The sequence below is a fragment of the Gordonia sp. SL306 genome, assembly GCF_026625785.1.
Classification (GTDB): Bacteria; Actinomycetota; Actinomycetes; order Mycobacteriales; family Mycobacteriaceae; genus Gordonia.
Genome location: NZ_CP113063.1, coordinates 3,201,972 through 3,224,997 on the forward strand (window position 1 = coordinate 3,201,972; position 23,026 = coordinate 3,224,997).

Annotated in this window: 19 protein-coding genes; 6 read left to right on the top strand and 13 right to left on the bottom strand. The window is 66.0% G+C overall.

Translation table 11 applies throughout. The features are described from left to right. Positions 1-48: 48 nt before the first annotated feature. From OVA31_RS14645 to betT, 4 genes are read right to left on the bottom strand one after another with little or no spacing between them, the layout of a single operon-like run. The gene (locus OVA31_RS14645) at positions 49-960 is read right to left on the bottom strand and encodes a DUF5996 family protein (protein WP_267627350.1); all 912 of its coding nucleotides are present in this window, start codon (positions 958-960) and stop codon (positions 49-51) included. Beyond that, positions 947-2,527, bottom strand: a complete 1,581-nt coding sequence (locus OVA31_RS14650; protein WP_267627351.1) for a GMC family oxidoreductase — start codon at positions 2,525-2,527, stop codon at positions 947-949. Before OVA31_RS14650 ends, OVA31_RS14645 begins: the two co-directional genes overlap by 14 nt. Further along, complete coding sequence (locus OVA31_RS14655; protein ID WP_267627352.1) at positions 2,524-4,038, bottom strand: aldehyde dehydrogenase family protein; 1,515 nt, start codon at positions 4,036-4,038, stop codon at positions 2,524-2,526. Before OVA31_RS14655 ends, OVA31_RS14650 begins: the two co-directional genes overlap by 4 nt. Then, entirely contained in the window at positions 4,035-6,200 is a 2,166-nt protein-coding gene (gene betT / locus OVA31_RS14660; protein ID WP_267627353.1) for a choline BCCT transporter BetT, read from the bottom strand. The genes OVA31_RS14655 and betT overlap by 4 nt, the downstream gene beginning before the upstream one ends. A gap of 368 nt (positions 6,201-6,568) precedes the next feature. On the opposite strand from betT, the gene OVA31_RS14665 reads away from it, so the two are divergent. Then, a complete protein-coding gene (locus OVA31_RS14665) occupies positions 6,569-9,115 on the top strand; it encodes an ATP-dependent Clp protease ATP-binding subunit (RefSeq protein WP_267627354.1) in 2,547 nt (848 codons plus the stop codon). 201 nt (positions 9,116-9,316) lie between these two features. Here OVA31_RS14665 and OVA31_RS14670 read toward each other — a convergent pair whose 3' ends face one another. Further along, a complete protein-coding gene (locus OVA31_RS14670) occupies positions 9,317-10,549 on the bottom strand; it encodes an RNA polymerase sigma factor (RefSeq protein ID WP_267627355.1) in 1,233 nt (410 codons plus the stop codon). Then, positions 10,546-10,971, bottom strand: coding sequence for a YciI family protein (locus OVA31_RS14675; protein WP_267627356.1), 426 nt, complete (start codon positions 10,969-10,971; stop codon positions 10,546-10,548). Before OVA31_RS14675 ends, OVA31_RS14670 begins: the two co-directional genes overlap by 4 nt. A gap of 119 nt (positions 10,972-11,090) precedes the next feature. On the opposite strand from OVA31_RS14675, the gene OVA31_RS14680 reads away from it, so the two are divergent. Then, positions 11,091-11,954 carry an enoyl-CoA hydratase-related protein gene (locus tag OVA31_RS14680; protein WP_267627357.1) on the top strand — a complete coding sequence of 288 codons (864 nt, stop codon included), beginning with the start codon at positions 11,091-11,093 and terminating at the stop codon, positions 11,952-11,954. 81 nt (positions 11,955-12,035) lie between these two features. Then, entirely contained in the window at positions 12,036-12,938 is a 903-nt protein-coding gene (locus tag OVA31_RS14685) for an SGNH/GDSL hydrolase family protein (protein WP_267627358.1), read from the top strand. Here the strand turns inward: OVA31_RS14685 and OVA31_RS14690 are convergent. Further along, positions 12,922-14,241 carry an acyltransferase gene (locus tag OVA31_RS14690; RefSeq protein WP_324290107.1) on the bottom strand — a complete coding sequence of 440 codons (1,320 nt, stop codon included), beginning with the start codon at positions 14,239-14,241 and terminating at the stop codon, positions 12,922-12,924. The two genes, OVA31_RS14685 and OVA31_RS14690, sit on opposite strands and share 17 nt — an antisense overlap. Positions 14,242-14,555: 314 nt before the next feature. On the opposite strand from OVA31_RS14690, the gene OVA31_RS14695 reads away from it, so the two are divergent. After that, positions 14,556-15,431, top strand: coding sequence for an alpha/beta hydrolase (locus OVA31_RS14695; RefSeq protein ID WP_267627360.1), 876 nt, complete (start codon positions 14,556-14,558; stop codon positions 15,429-15,431). A gap of 19 nt (positions 15,432-15,450) precedes the next feature. Here OVA31_RS14695 and OVA31_RS14700 read toward each other — a convergent pair whose 3' ends face one another. From OVA31_RS14700 to OVA31_RS14725, 6 genes are all read right to left on the bottom strand, one after another. Next, positions 15,451-16,095: a DUF305 domain-containing protein gene (locus OVA31_RS14700; RefSeq protein ID WP_267627361.1), complete on the bottom strand. Its 645-nt coding sequence runs from the start codon at positions 16,093-16,095 to the stop codon at positions 15,451-15,453. Then, positions 16,092-17,585 carry an LVIVD repeat-containing protein gene (locus OVA31_RS14705; protein ID WP_267631542.1) on the bottom strand — a complete coding sequence of 498 codons (1,494 nt, stop codon included), beginning with the start codon at positions 17,583-17,585 and terminating at the stop codon, positions 16,092-16,094. Before OVA31_RS14705 ends, OVA31_RS14700 begins: the two co-directional genes overlap by 4 nt. A 142-nt stretch (positions 17,586-17,727) precedes the next feature. Next, a complete protein-coding gene (locus tag OVA31_RS14710) occupies positions 17,728-19,050 on the bottom strand; it encodes an MFS transporter (protein ID WP_267627362.1) in 1,323 nt (440 codons plus the stop codon). A gap of 85 nt (positions 19,051-19,135) precedes the next feature. After that, positions 19,136-19,612: a DUF2231 domain-containing protein gene (locus tag OVA31_RS14715; protein WP_267627363.1), complete on the bottom strand. Its 477-nt coding sequence runs from the start codon at positions 19,610-19,612 to the stop codon at positions 19,136-19,138. Positions 19,613-19,674: 62 nt separating this feature from the next. Beyond that, positions 19,675-20,763: an alpha/beta hydrolase gene (locus tag OVA31_RS14720; protein ID WP_267627364.1), complete on the bottom strand. Its 1,089-nt coding sequence runs from the start codon at positions 20,761-20,763 to the stop codon at positions 19,675-19,677. Between the two features lie 40 nt (positions 20,764-20,803). Beyond that, on the bottom strand, positions 20,804-21,058 hold the full coding sequence (locus OVA31_RS14725) for a CDGSH iron-sulfur domain-containing protein (RefSeq protein ID WP_420714044.1): 255 nt from the start codon (positions 21,056-21,058) through the stop codon (positions 20,804-20,806). A 69-nt stretch (positions 21,059-21,127) separates the two neighbouring features. Between OVA31_RS14725 and OVA31_RS14730 the strand changes: the two genes are divergently transcribed. Together OVA31_RS14730 and OVA31_RS14735 are read left to right on the top strand one after the other, a co-directional pair. Continuing rightward, the gene (locus OVA31_RS14730) at positions 21,128-22,141 is read left to right on the top strand and encodes an iron-containing redox enzyme family protein (protein ID WP_420714045.1); all 1,014 of its coding nucleotides are present in this window, start codon (positions 21,128-21,130) and stop codon (positions 22,139-22,141) included. 144 nt (positions 22,142-22,285) lie between these two features. Beyond that, the gene (locus OVA31_RS14735) at positions 22,286-23,005 is read left to right on the top strand and encodes a HemK2/MTQ2 family protein methyltransferase (RefSeq protein ID WP_267627366.1); all 720 of its coding nucleotides are present in this window, start codon (positions 22,286-22,288) and stop codon (positions 23,003-23,005) included. The last annotated feature ends 21 nt before the right edge of the window (positions 23,006-23,026 follow it).

Below are 23,026 nucleotides of genomic sequence, written 5' to 3' on the forward strand. Positions count from 1 at the left end.
TGCGGGCGGCCGCCGGGGACGCCCGAAAGCAGCTTCGTTGATCTGTCGTCAGCGCTCCAGCGCCTGCCGATCCCAACCTGCCCGGTCGGCGACGACCTCGTAGGTGCTCTGGAGGAACTCGAGCAGTGTCGCGTCGGGATCGGCCGCCTCTCGAACGGCGGTGTAGGGCAGTACGAACTCACCCAGGTTCTCGTCGAACCCCGCACCAGCCGGCGAGATGGTGGCGGTACGGTAACCCGCGGGCTCGGGATAGGCGTACGAGTAGAAGTTGCCCTCGCCGTCCGGCCCGGGCCAGTATCCGGCGCTGCTCACTTCGTGCGAGTACGCCTCCCACATCACGTGCGGGCCGCAATTGGGAGCTCCGCCTGGGTGTTTGGGCGCTGATCGCCCCGAGAACCGTGTGACGGCGAGATCGCATGCTCCCCAGAAGAAGTGCGTCGGGCTGACCTTGCCGGTGTACCGCGACCGGAAGACGTCGAACACCCGGTTGATCTGCACCAATGCCTGCCAGAAGCGGTGCGCCGCATCGGCGTCGTACGCGACATGCTCGCGATCGATGTCGAACGGCACCGCGCCCGGGATCTCGACCGGCATCGCCCAGATGTCGGTCGAGAGTCCGAGTTCGTCGAGCACGGACATCACGTCTCCGTAGAAGTCGGCGATCGGCCGCGCTGTCAGGGGCACGGAGCGGCGATCTCCCGACGTGGTGGCGACGACGAGTTCGTGGTCGATGAAGTCGAAGTCCATCGTGAACCCGCGGTGGCCGTGAGGGATGACACCCGTGGTCAGACCCCGCGCCGAGACGTAGAGCACGACATTCCACCAGTGACTCATCAACGGCGTGTTCGCCATCCGGACCTTGCCGACGATCTGCGTCATCAGCTGCACGGTGTCCCGCGTGTCGGCCCAGTCCGCCACCGGTATCGACGGCCACGCGGAATCGGTCTCAGTGGGCACCATCGGACTCTCCTTCCGAGACCAGCTCCGCGCACCGCTCGCCGACCAGCATCACCGTGATGTTCGGGTTGACCGTGGTGTGCGCCGGGAACACCGAGGCATCGGCAACCCGCAGTCCCGACACACCTTTCACGCGCAGCTCCGGGTCCAGTGGTGACATCGGATCGTCGGACGGCCCCATCCGGACCGTGCCGACCGGGTGATAGACGGTGTTGTGCGTCCGGCTGATGTAGTCAGCCAGTTCGGTGTCCGTCGTGGCATCCGTACCCGGATAGAGTTCGCGCGCAACCCAATCGGACAGCGGTGCGGCCGTCGCGATCTCGCGCGCCGTGCGGATGCCTGCGATCATCACCCGCATGTCATGACCGTCGGGGTCGGTGAAGTAGCGAGGATCCACGCGCGGTTTGTCGCGGAAGTCTCGGGAGCGCAGCTGCACGGTGCCGCGCGACCGCGCGTGGGTGACATTCGGCGTGAGGCAGAAGGTGTTCTCGCTGGTGGGATATCCCTGCCGCAGCGTGTGCATGTCGAACGGCACACTGCCGTAATGCATCATCAGGTCGGGTCGGTCGAGACCGTCGATGGTGGTGGTGAAGATGCCTGCCTCCCACCACTGGGTGGATTCGGTCGTCATCGGCCGCGTCGTCTCGAAGCCGATCACGCCCTCCGGGTGGTCCTGCAGATTCGCCCCGACGCCCGGCGAGTCGACCAGTACATCGATCCCGTGCTCGCGTAGGTGGACGGTCGGTCCGATCCCGGACAGCATCAGCAGTTTCGGGGTGTCGATGGCGCCCGCCGACACGATCACCTCGCGTGTGGCGTGCACCGTGGTGGTGCGGCCGAAGGCATTGTCGGTGATGTCGACACCGCTCGCACGCAGACCGTCGCCGGATTGCTCGATGACGATGCGCTTCGCCCACGCCCCGGTGCGCACCGTCAGGTTGGGGCGGTCCAGATTCGGGTGGAGATAGCTGACCGACGACGACGCCCGGATGCCGTCGGGACGCCGATTGATCTGGAAGAAGTTGGCGCCGTTGGTCACCGTGGTGCCGCTGTTGAACTCGACACGCGGGATACCGACCGCCTCGCACGCGTCGAGGAGCGCCACGCCACACGGGTCGTTCGGCGGCACGGTCATGATGTGCACCGGACCGCCACGACCGTGGTGGCCGCCGGGCGCGTCGTTGGTCTCGATCTGCGGGTACAGCCGGTATACCGATTCGGACCCCCAACCGGTGCAACCGAAGTCGCGCTCCCACGAGTCGAGGTCCTCGCGCGGTGCCCAGAACGCGATACAGCTGTTGTGCGAACTGCACCCGCCGAGCACCTTCGCCCGGGCGTGCCGCATGAAGTCGTTGCCGTTCTCCTGCGGCTCGATCGGGTAATCCCAGTCGTACCCCGATTCCAGTAGCTCCATCCACCGATCCAATCGCAGGATGGCATCATCGCCGACATCCGACGGACCGGCCTCGATGAGACAGACCGTGACAGCCGGGTTCTCGGACAGCCGTGAGGCGACCGCTGCGCCTGCCGAGCCACCCCCGACGACGACATGGTCGAAGGTGTCGGTCATCGTTGTCCCCCTCGATCGGCGAACCAGCCGGTCACGCCCGGCCGGAGGTTCTCGTAGACATGCTTGGCCTCCCGGTACTCGGCGAGCCCCGATGGTCCGAGCTCGCGGCCCACGCCGGAGTGTCCGAATCCGCCCCATTCTGCCTGCGGCAGATACGGTCCGAAGTCGTTGACCCACACGGTGCCGTGTCGCAGTCGGGCCGCGGCGCGACGGGCCCGTGCGGAGTCGGCGGACCAGACCGCACCGGCCAGTCCGTACTCGGTGTCGTTGGCGATGGTGACGGCTTCGTCCTCGTCGGTGAAGGTCTCGACGGTCACGGTTGGTCCGAAGGCCTCATCGTGCACGCACGCCATCTCCCGGGTGGCTCCGTCGATGATCGTCGGCAGGTAGAACCAGCCGTCGTCGAGACTTCCGGAGCCGTGGTCGCCGGTGCCGAATGCCCCGCCGGTTCGGATCAGCGCACCGTCGGCGCGGGCCTGCTCGACATACGCGTGCACCTTGTCGCGGTGCGCCGACGAGATCAGCGGGCCGGTCTCGGTGCCGTCGGCGAACGGCAGGCCGAGCCGGATCTGCTCCGCCCGGCGGACCAGTTCGTCGACGAATCGGTCGTGCGCGGATTCTTCGATGATGAGACGTGCTCCCGCCGAACACACTTGACCCGAATGCAGGAATGCGGCGTTGAGTGCGTTGTCGACCGTGGCGGCGAGCCGGTCGTCGGTGTCGCAGGCGTCGGCGAACACGACGTTCGGGTTCTTGCCGCCGAGTTCGAGCGCCACCTTCTTCACCGTCGCGGCCGCCTGCCGTGCGATCACCCTGCCGGTGACGAGGCCACCGGTGAAGGAGATGAGATCGACATCGGGATGCGCCGACAGCGGCGCCCCGGCATCGGCTCCGGCGCCGAGGACGAGGTTCGCCACGCCGGGAGGCAGCCCCAGATCGTCGAGGACCCTCATGATGAGGATCGACGTGTGCGGGGTGAGCTCGGCGGGCTTCAGCACGAAGGTGTTGCCCGCGGCGAGGGCAGGCGCGATCTTCCACGCCGCCTGCAGGAGCGGATAATTCCATGGTGTGATCAGGCCGCAGACGCCCACCGGTTCGTAGACGATCCGGGAGTCGACGTCCGTGGACCCGGCATCGACCACCCGGCCGGCATCCTCGGCTGCCAGCTTGCCGAAATAGCGGAAGCAATTGGCGATGTCGGTCATGTCGAGATCCGACTCGTACGGGCGTTTGCCGGTGTCGAGAGTCTCTGCGCGGACGAACTCGTCTCGGCGCGTGTCGATCTCGGACGCCACACGCAACAACAGATCACCTCGCTCGGCGGCACCGGTCTGTCGCCAGGGGCCGTCGTCGAAGGCGCGGCGTGCCGCGGCGATGGCGGCCTCGGTATCTGCGGTGCCCGCCTCCGCGACGATACCGACGAGTGAACCGTCTGCAGGGCAGTGGATCTCACGGGTCTCGCCGGAGGTAGCGGAACACCACCGGCCGTCGATGAAGAGCGTGTCGCTCATGGTGCGGGGGTTCCTTCGGGTTCGGCATCGGGTGTGTCGACCACGGGGATGTCGTGGCTGTCGGTGGCCGATCGTCGCAGATGAAGGTAGCCGAGGTGGCGCTCGTACTGGTCCAGGATGTCGCCGATGACCTGTTCTCGGTTGTAGGCGTTGAGCGAATAGCCCTGTGACCCTTCGGTCAGGTACACCTCGCACCGGAAGTAGCGATCGTCTGACCGCTGCGACAGCACGGCATAGGTCGGGGTCGGCGCCGACATCGGCCACACGCAGTATTCGAACCGCGGCTCCTGCGCGAGCTCGACGATCAGTCGAGGCGACGGCAGACCCTCGTTACTCGCCGATTCGTCGACCCGGGCCGCGATGCCACCCTTCGCGAACTCGTCGGCGACCTCACGCATCGCCGGAACGACGGACCTGGTGATGAACTTGCGCGTCGTCGACGGCCCCGGATATCTCAGGGTGCCCACGAGGCGTTGCCGCCAACTCCCGTGTTCCGACGAGCCTCGGCCCGCGGCGATCACCTTCGGCAGTGTGGTCCGGAAACTGTCCAGCTTGTACGACTCGTTCCGGACCGCCCTCAGCAGCGAAATGCAGATGAGGCCGAGCACGAACGAGAACGGCAGTCCCATGATCACCGTCGCGGCCTGCAACGTGAGGATCGATCCGTCGCCGCCGCCGGCGAACAACATCGACAGCGTGAGCAGGCCGATGGCCACGGACCAGAAGATGCGGACGGATCGCGCGCAGTCGGCCATCGGATCCGGCAGCCGCGAGGTGAAATTGCCCATCACGAGGGAACCGGAGTCGGCGCTGGTGACGTAGAACAGCAGACCGGTGATCGTGGCGATCCCGATGAGCAGCGTGGACCCGGGATACTGCTCGAGCAGCGAGTAGAACCCGGCTTCCGGGGTGGAGGCGGTGGTCTCGGCGAAGCCCTGGTCGCCGCGCGCGACCTCGAGCGCGCTGTTCCCGAAGATGGAGATCCACAGCAGGATGAAGGAGAACGGCACGACGAGGACGCCGAACACGAACTGGCGCATGGTGCGTCCGCGGGAGATCCGTGCCAGGAACAGGCCGACGAACGGCGCCCACGCCACCCACCACGCCCAGAAGAACAGCGTCCAGCCGTCGACGAACCCGCGGGCGTCGTTGCCCGGCGTCGGATTGACCTGATCCCAGGCGAACGTGTCGAGCGTGCGGTCGGCGAAGGTGGATACATAGTCCCCGGCGTTCTGGGTGAGGCCGTTGAGCAGGAAGTCGGTCTTACCCGCGACGAGGATGTAGACGAGCAGGACGATCGCGAGGATGACGTTCAGCTCGGAGAGTCGGCGGATGCCCTTGTCGACACCCGAGGTGGCCGAGGCGGTCGCGATGACCACCGACAGCACGATCAAACCGATCTGGGCGGCTTTGCCCTGCGATATCCCGAAGATCTCGTTGAGGCCGTAGTTGAGTTGCACCACACCGATGCCCAGCGACGTCGCGATCCCGAAGATGGTCCCGAGGACCGCGGCGACATCGATGGCGTCGCCCCAGCGTCCCTCGACCCGCTTCCCGAAGATCGGGTACAACGCGGCGCGGATGGTCAGCGGCAGGTTGTGGCGGAACGCGAAGTAGGCCAGGGCGCCGCCCATCAGTGCGTACATCGCCCACCCGGTGACGCCGTAGTGGAACACCGTCCAGGTGACCGCCTCGCGGGCGGCGGCGTTGGTCTCGCCGGGGCCGGTGGGGGGATTGAGGAAGTGGGTGACCGGTTCGGCGACCGAGAAGAACATGAGGTCGATCCCGATCCCGGCCGCGAACAGCATGGCGGTCCAGGTGAACAGGCTGTACTCGGGTCGGGATTCTTCGGGGCCGAGCCGGTACCGGCCGTACTTGCTGGCCCCCAGGAAGACGACGACCCCGACGATCGCGGTCGCGAGGATGAAATACCACCAGCCGAACCATCGGGAGATGAACTCCCGGACGTCGTTGATGACACTCTCGGCCGTGTCCGGTGAGACGAGGGCCCAGATGGCGAACGCGAGCACGATCGTCGCGCTCGTGATGAAGACCGCGAGATTGACCGAGCTGCGACCGGCCTCGGGATGTGGCGGATCGCTCGGGGAGGAATCGATGATGTCGCCGGTGCTGTGGTGGTGAGGCCGAGCGTCATCACTCATGTGACGGAGGTTACCCGGCGATGTCCGAATTTTCGCCGGATGCCGTGGTCGACGATCTGATCGGCAGTGGGGCGGATCCCTGCACCAGGACGGCTGTGAGCAGGAAACGTCGTCGCGGTGGAGCGGAAACGAGGCGTTCGCTCTCGGCGTAGCGTTGATGGAACAGAGCGCCCACGTGCACGGTTGTAGTGCGCAGATCCCCGGCATGACCATCACGGATATCGTTTCCGACCGACGTTAACGGTAGCTGCACTCCAAGCGACCACTAGAGTGGAGGCAGGCTGGTCGTCATGTATACGGACACCGCTGCAGTTGTCGACGCTGTGGTTGTCACCGACGGCCGGGGCGCTAGCTAACGAGGGAGAACAATGTTCGAACGGTTCACCGACCGCGCACGTCGTGTCGTCGTCCTGGCGCAAGAAGAAGCGCGGATGCTCAACCACAACTACATCGGCACCGAGCACATCCTCTTGGGCCTCATCCACGAGGGTGAAGGTGTCGCCGCCAAGGCACTCGAATCTCTCGGGATCTCTCTTGAAGGTGTTCGCAGCCAGGTCGAGGAGATCATCGGCCAGGGGCAGCAGGCACCCTCCGGGCACATCCCGTTCACGCCGCGTGCCAAGAAGGTCCTGGAGCTCTCGCTGCGCGAGGCGCTGCAGCTCGGCCACAACTACATCGGCACCGAGCACATCCTCCTCGGCCTCATCCGCGAGGGCGAGGGCGTGGCCGCCCAGGTGCTGGTCAAGCTGGGTGCAGACCTCAACCGGGTCCGCCAGCAGGTCATCCAGCTGCTCTCGGGCTACCAGGGCAAGGAGCCACAGGAGGCCGGGACCGGCGGACGCAGCAGCGAGGCGGGTACACCGTCGACGTCGCTGGTTCTCGACCAGTTCGGCAGAAACCTGACCGCCGCGGCCGCCGAGGCCAAACTCGACCCGGTCATCGGGCGCGAGAAAGAGATCGAGCGGGTCATGCAGGTGCTGTCCCGCCGCACCAAGAACAACCCGGTGCTCATCGGTGAGCCCGGCGTCGGCAAGACCGCCGTCGTCGAGGGTCTCGCGCAGGCCATCGTCAACGGCCAGGTGCCGGAGACGCTCAAGGACAAGCAGCTCTACACCCTTGACCTCGGGTCGTTGGTTGCCGGCAGCCGCTACCGCGGTGACTTCGAGGAACGCCTGAAGAAGGTGCTCAAGGAGATCAACACCCGCGGTGACATCATCCTGTTCATCGACGAGCTGCACACGCTGGTCGGCGCGGGTGCCGCCGAGGGCGCGATCGACGCCGCGTCGATCCTGAAGCCGAAGCTTGCCCGCGGTGAGCTCCAGACCATCGGTGCCACCACCCTCGACGAGTACCGCAAGTACATCGAGAAGGACGCCGCCCTCGAGCGCCGGTTCCAGCCGGTGCAGGTCGGCGAACCGTCGGTCGAGCACACGATCGAGATCCTGAAGGGTCTGCGTGACCGCTACGAGAGCCACCACCGGGTGTCCATCACCGACGGTGCGCTCGTCGCGGCGGCGACGCTGGCCGACCGCTACATCAACGACCGGTTCCTGCCGGACAAGGCGATCGACCTCATCGACGAGGCGGGCGCGCGCATGCGCATCCGCCGGATGACCGCGCCGCCAGATCTCCGCGAGTTCGACGAGCGCATCGCCGACGCCCGCAAGGAGAAGGAATCCGCGATCGACGCGCAGGACTTCGAGAAGGCCGCCAATCTCCGCGACAAGGAGAAGCAGCTGGTCGCCGAGCGGGCCGAGCGTGAAAAGCAATGGCGCAGCGGCGACATGGACGTCGTGGCGGAGGTCGACGACGAGCAGATCGCCGAGGTCCTGGGCAACTGGACCGGCATCCCGGTGTTCAAGCTCACCGAGGAGGAGACCACCCGTCTGCTTCGCATGGAGGACGAGCTGCACAAGCGGATCATCGGCCAGGAGGACGCCGTCAAGGCGGTCTCCAAGGCGATCCGCCGTACTCGCGCCGGTCTGAAGGATCCGAAGCGTCCGTCCGGTTCGTTCATCTTCGCCGGCCCGTCCGGTGTGGGTAAGACCGAGCTGTCCAAGGCGCTGGCGAACTTCCTGTTCGGCGAGGACGACGCGCTCATCCAGATCGACATGGGTGAGTTCCACGATCGCTTCACCGCATCGCGCCTGTTCGGTGCTCCTCCCGGCTACGTCGGGTACGAAGAGGGCGGCCAGCTCACCGAGAAGGTGCGCCGCAAGCCGTTCTCGGTGGTGCTGTTCGACGAGATCGAGAAGGCGCACTCGGAGATCTACAACACGCTGCTTCAGGTGTTGGAGGACGGGCGTCTGACCGACGGTCAGGGACGCACGGTCGACTTCAAGAACACCGTGCTGATCTTCACCTCGAACCTCGGTACCAGCGACATCTCCAAGGCGGTCGGCCTCGGCTTTACGCAGGGCAACAGCGACGGCTCGCAGTACGAGCGGATGAAGCAGAAGGTCAACGACGAGCTGAAGAAGCACTTCCGCCCCGAGTTCCTCAACCGTATCGACGACGTCATCGTCTTCCACCAGTTGACGCGCGACGAGATCATCCAGATGGTCGACCTGATGATCAACCGTGTGGAGACACAGTTGAAGAACAAGGACATGGCGATCGAGCTCACCGACCAGGCCAAGGCCCTGTTGGCCAAGCGTGGCTTCGATCCGGTGCTCGGTGCCCGGCCGCTGCGTCGGACCATCCAGCGTGAGATCGAGGACCAGCTCTCGGAGAAGATCCTGTTCAACGAGATCGGCGCAGGCCAGATCATCCTGGTCGACGTCGAGGGCTGGGACGGCGAAGACGACGGCGAGGACGCCAAATTCGTGTTCACCGGCTCCGAGAAGCCGCGCGAGGTGCCCGACGCACCTGCCGAGCTGACCAAGGCCGGCGACAGCAACGGCGAGTCGAACTAGTCGCTCACACAACTGAACACAGACGGGCCGCCGCGACAGTCATTGTCGCGGCGGCCCGTTCGTGTCGGTCGCCTTCGTTCCCTGCGTAGTTCTTGTTCCCTGAGGTGCGAGGCGCCAGCCGAGCCTCGAAGGGGCCGGCGTGCCCTTCGAGACGCTCGCAAGCTCGCTCCTCAGGGGGCGGGGGTGCGGTGCCGGGAGCACTCACAGCGCCGCGATCTTCTCCTCGAGGACCCGACGTTGAGCTCCGTTGGCGGCGAGGTCGCGGGCGCGTTCGAGTTCGATCCGCGCATCGTCGGTCCGGCCGAGTCGCATGAGCAGCTCCCCGCGGACGCTCGGCAGCAGGTGCGACCCGGCAAGGGCCCTGTCGTCGACCTCTGCGGCGAGTAGCTCCAACGCCGTGTCGGCGCCCGACGCCATGGAGATCGCGACGATCTTGTTCAGGGTCACCACGGGGTTGCGGGTCAGTTGCTCCAGGGCCTCGTAGAGCACGACGATCTGGGGCCAATCGGTTGCGTCGACGTCGGGCGCACCTGCGTGGCAGGCGGCGATGGCCGCCTGCAGGGCATATGGACCGCGACCACGCCCGAGCGCGTCGGACCGCTCGAGTGCAGTCAGCCCGCGGGCGATCTGTCCGCGATCCCACCGACGACGGTCCTGGGCGGCGAGCAGCACCGGTCGCCCGTCGGCGCCGACACGAGCTGCGAAACGGGAGGCCTGCAGTTCCATCAACGCGAGAAGTCCGTGGACTTCGGGCTCGCGGGGGACCAGAGTGGCGAGAACACGCCCGAGGCGAACCGCCTCCTGCGCCAGGTCGTGACGCATCCAGGTCTCGCCCGCCGTCGCGGCATACCCTTCCGTGAAGATCAGGTAGATGACGCCGAGCACGCCGGAGAGGCGTTCTCGCCACTCCGGCGGCTCGGGGACCTCGTAGGGCACGCGGGCGGCCGAGAGCGTCTTCTTGGCGCGCACGATCCGCTGCTGCATCGTCGGCACCGACGTCAGGAACAACCGGGCGAGCTCCTCGGTGCTGAGCCCACCGACGACCCGTAGCGTCAAGGCCACCTGCGCTTCTCGTTTCAGAACGGGGTGGCACGCGGTGAACACCAGTTTGAGCACGTCGTCGCGGACCGGTTCCCACTCCTCCTCGGTGACCGTGCCGAGATCGCGCGCGATGACCTCATATCGCTGATCGAGGCGTTCTTGTCGGCGCCACCCGTCGATCGCGCGTCGTTTCGCGACGGCCGTCAGCCAGGCGCCCGCGTTTCGCGGGACACCCGACCGCGGCCACTGTTCCAACGCCTCGGCGACGGCTTCTTGCGCAAGGTCCTCGGCAAGTCCGACGTCACCGACCACGCGGGCCAGAGTGGCGACGATCCGGGTGCCCTCGATGCGCCAGACCGCATCGACCCTGCGCCGTATCTCGACGTCGTTCACTCCGAAGCGAGCTGTTCCCGCCAGCCCTTCTCCTTCTGGATGTACTCGTTGTCGGCGAACTCCGCGAAGTCGGTCTCGTCGTTGATCCGGCGGACCTCCAGTTTGGAACCGGTCCCGAGCGGGGCCTTCTTCGCCCACTCGAGCGCCTCTTCCCGGCTGGAGACCTGCAGAATCCAGAATCCGTTGAACAGTTCGTGGACCTCGCCGTACGGACCGTCGGTGACCAGGGGTTCGTCGTCGTCGGAGAAGGTCACCACGACGCCTTCGGACGGGTCGCTGAGTCCCTCGCCGGCCGCGAGGACTCCGGCGTTGATCATCTCCTCGTTGTACCGGCCCATCGCGTTGATGATCTCGGTGAAATCGACCTCTGCAGAGGCTGCGATGGCTTCCTCGTTGTCTCGCATGATGAGCATGAACTTCATGGTCTTGCCTTTCGTCACGGGGCCGCGGGGTCGAGGCCCTCTAACCATGCGTCGAACGGGCTCGCGACAGATCGACACAGTCCGGAGAATGATTTTCCGCCAGGGTTAGTATCGCGAACGTGACTTCAGATCAGACCGCTTCCGGCTTGTCCGCTGCCGAGTCGGAGGGTGTCATCTCCGTTGAGCTCGACGAAGAGATCGCGGTGATCCGTCTCAACCGCCCCGACCGCCTGAACGCCTTCACCTACCAGATGGGGGAGGAGATCAAAGCCGCCCTGGACAGGTGCGACGCCGACGACTCGATCCGGGCCGTCGTGATCACGGGGAACGGCCGGGCGTTCTGTGCGGGCGCAGACCTCGGTGGAGGAGCCACGACATTCGAACTCGAGGAGCCCGCTCCAGGCGAGATCCCGCCGGATTCCGGCGGACAATTGACCCTCCGGATCTTCGAGTCGTTGAAACCCGTCGTGATGGCGATCAACGGCGCCGCCGCGGGCGTCGGCGTGACGATGACGCTGGCCGCCGACGTCCGGATCGCATCCGAGGATGCGAAGTTCGGATTCGTGTTCGCCCAGCGAGGATTGGTCCCGGAGGCGTGCTCGACCTGGTTCCTGCCTCGACTCGTGGGACTGCCAACCGCGCTGCAATGGACGATGGGTGCACAGATGGTGCCGGTGGGCGAAGCCCACGAACAGGGGCTGGTGCAGCAGGTGGTGCCCAAGGCGGATGTGCTGGCCACCGCGATCGGGGTGGCGAGGAAGATGACGTCCGGCACCGCGCCGGTGTCGGTCGCCCTGACGCGCCAATTGCTGTGGCGGATGGCAGGTGCGCCGAGCCCCCGGGTGGCCCACGAGGCCGATTCGAAGGCCATCTATTACCGCGGCACCATGCCCGACGTCGCCGAGGGGGTCACCTCCTTCTTGGAGAAGCGACCCGCCACCTTCACCGATCGGGTGTCGACAGATCTGCCGCAGATCTTCTGATCACCCGGCGCGCACAACACCTTCGGCATGATCGGCGGGGTCTGTGCGCTCGGTGGGTGACCCTGTGTGAGACTATCCGTCATGAGGCGTGAACTCGTGACCCGCGCGGCGACCATCGCCGCGTCCGTGGCCGCCGTGGCCGCCGTCGTGGTCCCCGGTACCGCGATCACCGAGACGGTCAGCCCTCCGGTGAAGGCGAATGCCGCGGGCTCCGGCCACATTCCCAAGACGTATGTGGCACTGGGCAGTTCCTATGCCGCCGGGCCCGAATTGTCGTCGGCGCCACGAACGCCCTGTATGCGATCGACCGACAACTACCCGCACCAGGTGGCCTCGGCCCGTCGGATGCGCCTGGTGGACGTCACCTGCTCCGGGGCAAAGACAGCCGACATCGTCGACCGCGCGCAGCGGGGCAAGACGAGCGAGCCGCAGGTCGCCGCGGTCACCCCGAAAACGGCCCTGGTGACGATCACGACCGGCGGGAACGATCTCGACTACATCGGCCGTTTGACCTCACTCAGCTGCGGCAACGCAGTGCAACCAGCCGCTGCCGGAGTGGCCCAACGAGTCTGCGGTGCAGGGCGCCTGCCCGCTCCCGAGCCGACGCCTGCCGCCTACCGCGAGGTCGAGCGGACGATCGCCCGAACCGTCGAGGCCGTTCGTGCACGAGCTCCGCATGCCGAGATCGTCCTGGTCGATTACCCGCCGGTGATCGGGACGACCTCGACATCGTGTTCCGAGCTACCGCTCACGTACTCAGAACGCGCAGAGACCAAGCGTGTCTTCGACGGGCTGGCCGAGGCCACCGCCCGCGCCGCGCGGTCGACCGGAGCCGTACTGGTCACCGCATCGAAATCGGGTGCTGCCCATGCTGTGTGCTCGCAGCGCCCCTGGCTGTACGGATTCGAACGCGGAGTCTTCTACCACCCGAATCGCACGGGCAAGAGCGCTGTCACGCAGCTGATTCTCAGAGCGCTGCGGTAGCGGCTCGGCGCTGACGCCAGAACGCCAGACCCGCGGAGACGAGCAGCAGGGCGCCGGTGGCGACGATGAGATCGCCCACGAGAGCAGCGAACACAACGCGCAGGAGCACACCCAGAGCGATGGCGATGGTCGCCACGGCCATCGATCGGCCGGGATTCTGGGTTCGCCAATCGATGGTGCTGCGGCCGGTCGTGATCAGACTGATCGGGCTGCGCCGCAACACCTCCACGATGAAGATCGTCAGGGCGACGGTGCCCACGTAGGCGACCAGGATCAGCGGCCAGGTCGGTAGATTTCGATGCTCGGCGATGATGGGCATCAATTCGCTGAGCGCGAGCGCATGCGCCAGGTAGATGCCGAACGAGCGGTCGGCGGCGGTCCGCATGAAGTTGTCGGGTACGGAGCCCTTGGTGCGGCGGCTCTGCCAGATCGTGCCGAGGCAGTAGAGGATCGTGATGATCGCGATGTAGGCGAATGTGTTGTGCACCATGAACACGTTGGTGGCCCGGAAGATGGTCTCGCCCATGTGTGTCTCGTGCAGGTAGTAGAGCAGCGTCAGCGCGATCACCACGGCTGCGCCGGCGATGAGCGGCCACCGCCACCGGGTCATGAAGTGCTGGAACGCCGGGTAGTGCATCGCAGCAACGCATCCGGCGAGCACGAAGAACTGGTACGGCAGGATCGTCGCGACGAGATGCGCCCACAGCATGTGCTGGGGGCCGTGGGTGAAGAAGTCGAGCGGAGGCCGGACCATGAAGTACAGCAACGTCGTCTGCGCCGCAAAGCTCACGAGCAGCAGGTACCGGTGATATCCCCAGGTCTTGCGGAGCACGATCAGGATGAGGGGGAAGACCGCATAGATCTGCATGCTCACCGACAGGAAGTACAGGTGATACCAGGCGTTGCCGGTGACGAGGTCGTAGGCGATGCTCTTGAGCGACAACGCGATCGAGTGGGGGGAATCGATCAGATCGCCCAGAGCGGACATACCGCCCGCGCGGTAGCGTCCGTACACCCAGTAGAAGAGGCTCCACACCAGGAACGGCAGACCGATCAACTTGTATCGACGTCGCCAGAAGGTGAGGGGTTTCAGTTCGCGGTCGCGGTATTGGTATGTGAGGACGAAGCCGGTCAGCGCGAAGAACGAGTACCTGGTGTAGCGCAACAGGAGCCCGAGTGCTCCGGCGCCGACATCAGTGCCGGTCGCGATGCCGAGGAGGACATGGTCGAGGATGACAGCTGCGAACGTCACCAGTCGGACGAAGTCGATCTGGTAGAGGTGCCGGTCCGGCTTTGCGGTCACCGGCTTCGCAGGGGCAGCCAATTGGGTTGCAGCGCTGTCCGGTTCGTCCGGATTCGGCGGAGGTTCGGGGGGCTGTGTCTGTTGTTCCTGTGTGACGATGCCCCGGCCCTCCCGCTTCACTACGGCCACCTCGGACACCAGATGGCCGAGGGACCCGCGGAGAGGTTACTCCTCGAACCTGAGAGTTCTCGGCTCACCCCGCGAGCCTTCGCGACGATGGTTCGGTGAACCGCCCCGAGCGGGCGTCGTGGTGAGTTAGCGTCAGTCGCGAATCCCGCCGACGACGAGGTCGGGGACCTGCAGAGGAGCGCACCATGACCGAAACGTTCACCGTGACCGCAGGCGACGGGAGCCCGCTGCTGGGCCGCCGATGGGTTCCTGACGGCGATGCCCGCGCGGCAGTGGTGCTGGTGCACGGCATGGGCGAACACTCACAGCGCTACGCGGAGACTGCCGAGGCGCTCGTCGATGCCGGGTTCGTGGTCCACGCCTACGATCACCGCGGTCACGGTGGGTCGGTGCTGGCGGGACGTGAGCCCGGTGACCTCGGCCCCGACGGCTGGCAGCGCCTGGTCGACGATATCGGCGTCGTCGTGGCCGGCGTGCGCGCCGAGTGCCCCGGCCTGCCGGTGGCGATGATCGCCCACAGTATGGGGTCGTTCGCCGCGCAGCAGTTCCTCCTCGACCGCAGTGACGCCGTCGACGCGGTGGTCTTGAGCGGGACCGCTGCGCTCGACGGCCTCGAGCCCGCGCTCGACCTCGACTCCGAGATCGATCTGTCGGGATTCAACGCGCCGTTCGAGCCGGCTCGAACCGAATACGACTGGCTCAGTCGCGACGATGCGATCGTCGACGCCTACGTCGCCGATCCCCTGTGCGGCTTCGGCCTCGATGCCGAGTCGGGCAAGGACATGTTCGTGCAGGCCCGCGCGATCGCCGACCCCGATCGGGTGGGCGGCATGGCTTCGTCGCTGCCGATCCTCATCGCCGTCGGTGACCTCGATCCCGTCAACGGAGGGCTCGCCCTGTCGAATCTGCTCGCCGATCACTATCGGGCAGGCGGCCTTACCGACGTCACCGTGAAGGTGTATCCCGGTGCGCGGCACGAGATCCTCAACGAGATCAATCGTGACGAGGTGCGGCGCGATCTCACCGAATGGATCGAACGCACGCTGGCCGGCCGAGACTGATCGCGGTCGGGGCGACCGGTCAGGTGGGCAGTGGCAGGGCATCGCGGGCGCGGAGCAGCAAGGTCATCTGCCCGATCTCGTCACCCTCGTCACTGATCATCGTCAGGGCGAGCTGCTTTGTCACGGAACTCGCCCGGGCATCGTTGTGAGCTGCCGCGGCCATGTCGATCCCACCGCGATGGTGGCGGATCATCAACTGTAGGAAGAGGATTTCGGCGGCACGGCCGTGGGCGACCGACAGCCGCGTCAGTTCGTCGATGCTCGCCATCCCGGGCATCGGCGGCCGATCGTCCGGGGACACGTCGTGATGATGGCTCTGCGGGTGGTCCATCCACGACATCGGATGATCCGAGGTGACCGGGAGGCCGAACCACGTCAGCCATCCGCGCATTGTCGACGTCTCGGCCGTCTGCGACACGACGATCCGGTCGGCCAGACCGCGGATCTCGGGTGCGGTGTCGGGAGAGAGGCTCTGTGCCATGAGGATCGCCTGATCGTGGTGGGCCGACATGTCCTGGGCGAACCCGATGTCGGTGACGCTCGGGCGGTACGAGGTGCCGGTGCCGTCGTGGGTGCTCTGCCATGCCACGCCTGCCACCACCCCGACCGAGATGAGCAGCACCGCGACGGCGGCGGTGGCGACGGCGCGGATGGTGGTGCTCATCCGATCGTCGACTGCTGGTCGGCGGGCGGCGTGTAAACCTTCGGGCTCAGGGCGAGTGCGTAGAACCCGCCGTCGGCACACGTCGTCCAGAGTTCGTTGCCATGGAACTCGGGTGGCGAGAGGCACCAGTCGGTGGACATGTCGCCGCCGATCACCATGCCGGAGCGCGGGCCGATGACGTCGCCGAGCTTCACCTTCCCGTGCGCCATCGACATCCCGAGGCTCAGGAAATCGACGGCCGGGACTCCGATGACGGACCCGAGAACGTGCGGTGAGTTGGGCGCATCGGCAAGGGTGGCGCCCTTGCGTGCGGGTGGATTGAAGTAGGCGATCTCCCGGATCCTCGTGAAGTCGCGGATGTCGAAGACCCGGATTCCGGACGACTCCCAACCACACGCCAGGGTGGTCGGATTCGTGGGGCGGTCGACGGCGCAGTAGTGCGGATTGCTGCTGAACAGCGACCCACCCATCGACGAGCGCACGTTGCGGTCGAGATTGTCGGGCAGGTTGATCTCGAGTTTGATCTGTGCGGCATATCTCGGCCGGTCGACCGTGCTGACGTCGAAGATCTTCACGCCGCCGGAGCCGCCCTCGTCGGCGGTGATGATGTACGGCCGAGATCGGCTGGTGATCGGGATCGAATGCTGATTGAGCTGGCCGTCCGGCCACAGATAAGCGGCGAGATGAGGGACCTGCGGATAGGGGGCGCGACGCTGCACGGCACTGATGTCGAGGACGGTGATCCCCGCCATGTTCGAGAGGTACATCCGATTGCCGTCGGGGGAGATACCGAACCCGTGCCCGAGCAGACTGTGCAGGCCCTGCCAGATGACCCTTGGCCTGCGCGGATTCGAGACGTCGATCGCCGACAGGTGCCCCGGCGACAGGCCGGAGGCCCAATAGGTTCGCCCGTCCGGGGAGAATCCGCCTTCGTGCGAGGTGAACGGCAACGGCGTGGCGAGGCCTGGACCGCCGGCATTGAGCAGTTTGGGGTGTGCGCAGTCGGAGATGTCGTAGACGGCGAAGAGGCCGCCACCCCACAGCAACGGGACGGCCGTCGCCGCCAAGAGCTTGCGTTGCCGGTTGACCTTCAGCGTTTCCCAGGTGCCACCACGCATGGCGGGATCGGTGAGCGAGCCGACGACGTGCGGGCGCTCGGGATTCGACGCATCGACCACCTGCACGCCGGGCTGCTTCACGAAGTTGTCGCCCGGGAACAGACTGCCCGTATAGCTGCAGTGGTCAAAGGTGGCCGAGACGATCCCGCCGCCCGCGCCGCGCACATTTCCGAGTTGGGTCAGGTTGCATCGATAGCCGCGTGTACTGCGACCCGAGTTGCGGTCCTCGGCGCTGACCTCGCCCTGCAGGCCACGTTCGGGAAGTGCCCCCGGGCCGCATTCGGCCTTCGGTACCGACTTCTCCGAGATGTCGGGGAAGTAGTGCGTGGCGGCAGTGGCAGGTGCCGCGCCGAGGATCGAGATGAGCACCATGCCCACCGTGAGCACGGCTGACGCCGCGATGTGCGGGCGACCGCCCGACCGACGTGAGAACAACGCACGGCCCGACATGTAGCCCCCCAGGTTCGACCGACTTCCGTGTGGCGATCACCCTAGACGGTTGGACGTCCTCGCATCAGTGGTTTCCGGTATCTGGTTCGGTAAGGGTGTCGGTGGGAGTCAGTCGCGCTCTCTGCACGCGTCGGCGGCGCCACACCAGCACGCCGAGCGCGGCTGCTACGAAACACGCGGCGGCACCGACCGCCAGGCCAACGCGTGCACCTGCCGATTCGCTGATCGCCCCGATGATCGGCCCGCCGATCGGGGTCGATCCCATGAACGCCACCGACCACAACGACATCACCCGTCCCCTCATCCGGGGCTCGGCGTTGAGCTGCAGCGTCGCATTTCCGGTGGACATGAACGTCACGCTCAGCCACCCGACGAAGAACAGGGCCGCTATCGCGACCGGCAGGGTGGGCGCCACGGCGGTGATCGCGATCGTCACCCCGAAGCCTGCCGCTGCGATCGTGAGCGGCCGCAGGCCCGTGGTTCCACGGGCGGCCACCAGGAGACCGCCGACCACCGCGCCGATGCCCATCGCGGACGTCATGAATCCGAGGGCCTGTGGCCCACCGTCGAACGTCTCCTTGGCTGCCGCGGGCAACGACACCTGGAACTCGTAGGCGAGGGTGCCGACGAGTGCCATCATCACCAGGGGAATCCACAGTGTCGGTGACCCGGCGACGTAGCGCAGACCTTCGCGCAGCTGTCCACGCGCCCGGACGATCGGTTCCTCGTGTTCGATCGACGCGGTGTTCATCACGATGAGGGATACGACGACCGCGACGAAACTCCCGGCGTTGACGGCGAAACACCAGCCCGCGCCGACCGCGGCGAGTAGCACGCCCGCGACTCCGGGGCCGACGGCGCGTGCGGCATTGACCATCACCGAGTTCAGCGTGACCGCATTGCGGATCAGCGACTCACCGACGATCTGGTGGATGAACGCCTGCCGAGCCGGATTCTCGAATGCGTTGTTGAGCCCGAGTAGCAGGGCAAGGACGGCCACGTGCCAGATCTGCACCCGGCCGGCGAGGGTCAGCGCGGCGAGCACCGCGGCGAGCACGCCCATGACGGACTGCAGGATGATCATCAGCCGTCGACGATCGACCCGATCGGCGATCACGCCGGCGTAGGGCCCGAGGAGCAGCACCGGCAGCGCCTGAAGCGCGACGATGACGCCGAGGATCGATGCCGACCCGCTGAGGGTGAGGACGAGCCAGGCCTGTGCGGTGGCCTGCATCCAGGTGCCGACCAGGGACAGCGCCTGCCCGAAGAAGTAGAGCCGGTAATTCGGGTTGGCCAAGGAGGCGAATGCGCCGCCGGCGGCCGGTTTCGCGGCTTCGGGTTGCGGAGTACCCGGTTCGTAAACGTCGGGCATCCGGTCTTCGGTCATCGACTTCCATCGTATGCCGAGCGATCTGGGCCGCCGTGCCCCTACCCGTTGGTCGAGTGGCCGCGCCACCGACCGGCAAGCGAAATCACATCCATACCGCCCGCGAGCCGCTGTCGCCGATTCTGTAGATCGTGATCACCGATCCTATTGCCACGACGAGCGTCGCGGCGCCGAGCAACCAATCGACGGCCCGGCCCGCTCGCCCGAACACAGGAAAACGGTCGGACACGAACGCTCTCACGCGTTCGTCGTGCGCTGCCCACCAGAGAAATGTCAACGCGAAAAGCGGTCCAGCCCAGTAGATCATCTGCTCGCCCAGTTGGGTGTGGTGCTCCACGGCTTCGGTGTGCGGTACCCGTGCCTCCAGCGCTTCACCCGCACTGGTGGCCAGCGGCACCGCGATCAGGGCGGCCAGCGCGGCCAGTGGGACAAGGAATTCCAGACGCCGGCGTGCGGCGGGCCAGAGCACTGCGAGTACCGCCATCAGCGAAGCCAATGGGACGAGCACGACAACCGCATGAACGAGTAACGGGTGCGCGGGCAGTCCATTGACCGTGTTCACGCCATGAACGTAGACCCGCGAAGTTGAAAGGAAGCTGAAAGCGTGGCACCGCTGGTCCGCGGTCAGGCCCCCAGCGCCCGTGCGAACATGGGCCACGACTCGTGCATCTGGTCCTGCCAGTAGCCCCACGAATGTGTGCCGGTGGCAGGGAACCTCACCGTTGCCGGGATATGGAGCTGGCTCAACCGCCGGACGAGGGCGTCGGTGCAGTATCGTGCTGCCGCCTCGTCAACTCCTCCGGCGATCACCTGCTGAGCGAGTCGACCGCCGTTCCCGGCGATTCTGCGGTCGGCGAGGTTGTCGTGACCACCGGGGAGTCCGCTTGCCGCGCTTATCCACAGCGCTGGGGTACGCCGAGCCAGCTTGTGCGCGTTGATGACCGGGTCCTGTGCCGCCCACTCGGGGTCGCCCGGCGGCCCGTACATGTTGCTGGCATCGGCGCCGTCGGGGAGCCCGGTGACGATGCGGACGATGAGTTGTCCTTGTACAGAGGCCGTCTCGGCACACCCCGAGTACGCGCCGACGGCACGGTACATTCCGGGATGGTTCTCGGCGATCCGCACGACAGATGTACCCGACATCGAGATCCCCGCGATCCCGCGCGAACGACCGGGACCTGGTCCCCCATGGGCGCGCTCGAATGCCGACGGCAGTTCCGACGTCACAAATGTCTCCCACCGGAGCGGTCGGGTGGTCTTGACCCCGAACCGGAAGTTCGCAGCCGGATCCACTCTCTGCCAGTCGGCGTAGTAGGTCGCCGCACCACCGATCGGCGTCACGGTCCACACGTTCTTTGAACCGTAGAAAGCATTGGCATCGGTGGCGTGTGTCCAGTCGTCGCCGCGTTCGCCTCCGCTCGAGCCGTTCAGAAGGTACATGACCGGTGCGCCGGGGTTCCGATTCGCCGGCGCCTGCACCAACACGGGCACTTGTGTGGCCATGGATCGGGACCACACCGATGCGACGAGGTTTCTCGGCGAGAGCCTGGTCTCACGATAAGGGTGGGCAGCGCTCGCATGTGCGTAGCTGATGCCGTCCAACGTGTCCGCCGTAGCGGCGGGTGATCCGGTGAGTGTCATCCCGACGGCGGCCGCCACCGACAGGACCAGCACGCTGACCCTGGCAAAGAGTGCGTACCTCGTGCGCTGCATGCCGAGATGTTCCCATGGTCGACACGAGTTCGGGGCGAACTCAGCGAGCTGCTCCGCTCGGTCGAATGGTGCCACGGCCGAGTTTGTGCGATCCGTCGCACATCGGCGTGATGGAACTGCGTCCACACCGACACAATGCAACGGTCGAACGTCGGACCGGGATTGGGCTACCGTCGGAACGGCAGAGATCTATCGGTCCTCGCACAAGCAGGGGTCCGTCGTCGCAGACCACGATCATCGTCGGTGCGATGCGCCTGCCTCGGTCGTCGTCATCATCTTGGAGGCTGGAGTCCATTTGTCCTCACCTTCCGCACACCCGATCGACAGCAGTGGCGTCGACGCTACCAGCGCAGGTCAGCCGCGAATGCCGCTTCCAGCGCCACGTGGGCCGTTGAGCCGCACCGTCGTATCGACCCTCACCGGCCATCACACCGGACTCGATCAACTGCGTGACCGCATGGTTGCGGATCTGCCTACGGGCAACGACTTTCTGCTCGACGAAGACATCGCGATCACGCTGACAATGCTCTACGAGCTGCACCTCAGGGGAATCGTGGGAGTGTCCGACGACTGGGAGTGGAACGCGGACCTGCTGGCTGCGCGCGCGGTTCTCGAAGCCCGCTTTCTCGAGGCCATCGACGACCTGGTCGGAATGGTGCACCCGCCGGCCGACCTGGAAGGTGCTCTGTGGGCGGTCGGTAATGCGGATGACGGTCCGCCTCTGTCGTCGTTCATGGCGCGAACGGCCGAATGCGATCACTTTCGCGAATTGATCGTTCACCGCTCGTTCCATCAGCTTCGCGAGGCCGACGTGCACACGATGGCAATACCGCGCTTGCACGGCGCCGCGAAGGCAGGTCTTGTCGAAGTCCAGATGGACGAGTACGGCGGTGGATCCGTCGACAGAATGCACGCGACTCTCTACGCGCGGATGATGCGTGCACTGGGGCTGAACAGCGACTATGCACACTATATCGACGTGATTCCGGCGTCGACGCTGGCCGGGGTGAATGCGTTGTCGATGTTCGGCGTGCATCGCTCTCTGAGGTATGAGCTGATCGGTCACCTGTGCACAGTCGAGATGACCTCGGCGCTACCGAGCAGGAAATACAGTCGAGGGCTTGCCAGGCTCGGGTTCGGCCCCGATGCGCGACTCTTCTTCGATGAACACGTGGAGGCGGATTCGGTTCACGAGCAGCTCATTGTTCGCGAGGTGGCTGGTCGTCTGGCGGCCGGCGATCCCGCTGCCGGGACAGCGTTGATCCGAGGTGCCCGTGCCTGCGCCGCTTTCGACGTACTGGCCGCAGAGCATGTCTGGCAATGCTGGGAGTCTGCCGAGACGTCACTGCTGCGTTCACTCGAGGGCGTTACATCGTGAGTTTCAGCCGAATTTAAGTGTCTGGGTATTAGCGTCGATGAGATGTCCACAGTCAATGAGGAGAGTAGCCACCGGTGTGCGGCGGGAGGGTTGTGAACTGCATGATGAATGCTGACCGGGCCGTAATGCGTGGGCGCGGAGCACATGGGTGACGCGATCCTTGACCGGCGGACCCACGGCATCCTCAGTGCACTCCCCGGTCCCGTGCCTCAGATCGCGGAGCATCCCGAGGTGTACCGACCGTCGGTCGACTCCGCGCTGCTGTGTCTTGGGCTCGCCGAGGAGTTCCGGGTACGTCCGTCCCGATCGTCGTCGGCCACCGAACTCTGTGCGGGCGCAGGTCTAGCGAGCCTCTATGCGACCCGCTGGGCGTCCACGGTCATCGCCGTCGATCGGAACCCGGCAGCGATTGCGGTGATGCGGTCGAACGCTCGGGTGAACGGCGTCGCGCTGGATCTCCGCTGTGCCGATGCGAACGACCTGGACCGTTCCTTCGCGGCCGACGTGGTGTTCGCGAACCCGCCCTATGTGCCGACTTCTCCCGATGCGACTCGATCCGCACTCGGGTATGCCTGCAACGGTGGTGAACTCGGCCGCGATGTGATCGACTCGATCATCGAGCGCGCACCGATTCTCGTTCGCCCCGGTGGGACCTTGCTTCTGGTCCAGTCGACGATCAGCGGTGCCGAGCAGACCATGGCCGCACTGTCTGCTCTGGGCTTTCAGGTATCGGTGTCACACACGCGGACAATACCTTTCGGGCCGGTCATGCTGGGGCGTGCGGTGTGGATGGAAGAGCGAGGGCTGATCGCACCCGGGCAGCGATGGGAGCAGCTCGTGGTGATCCGAGCACGTCGACGGTGAAGCCCGTGTCTACATCCAGGA